This is a genomic window from Psychrobacter sp. TB20-MNA-CIBAN-0197 (assembly GCF_040309765.1).
GTDB classification, from domain to species: domain Bacteria; phylum Pseudomonadota; class Gammaproteobacteria; order Pseudomonadales; family Moraxellaceae; genus Psychrobacter; species Psychrobacter submarinus.
This window is the reverse complement of sequence record NZ_JBEOPC010000999.1, coordinates 1-254: the sequence shown is the minus strand read 5'-3', so window position 1 is coordinate 254 and position 254 is coordinate 1. Positions and strand designations below refer to the sequence as shown.

Annotated in this window: 1 protein-coding gene; it reads left to right on the top strand. The window is 61.4% G+C overall.

Annotated features, from left to right (window positions below):
• Positions 1–254, top strand: a 254-nt coding sequence (locus tag AAEY83_RS16890) for a hypothetical protein (protein ID WP_351060955.1), incomplete at both ends; no start/stop codon positions are given.

Below are 254 nucleotides of genomic sequence, written 5' to 3'. Positions count from 1 at the left end.
GCCTGGGTAACTACAACCTCAAGGACAACGTTGACGGCGACGGCGTGCAATTCCGCCACGACCTGCGCCTGACCGCCGGCCAGTTGGGCAGCCGTTTCAACATCACCGACAACCTGAAGATGACCGTCGGCGGCAGCGTTTACGCTTACCAGAATGACGATGACAGCCGCTGCACCGGCACCTCGACGCCGTGCGCCCTGGCAGTCAACGGCAACTCGGCCGACAACGAATTCCGTCTGTATGAAGGGTTCAGC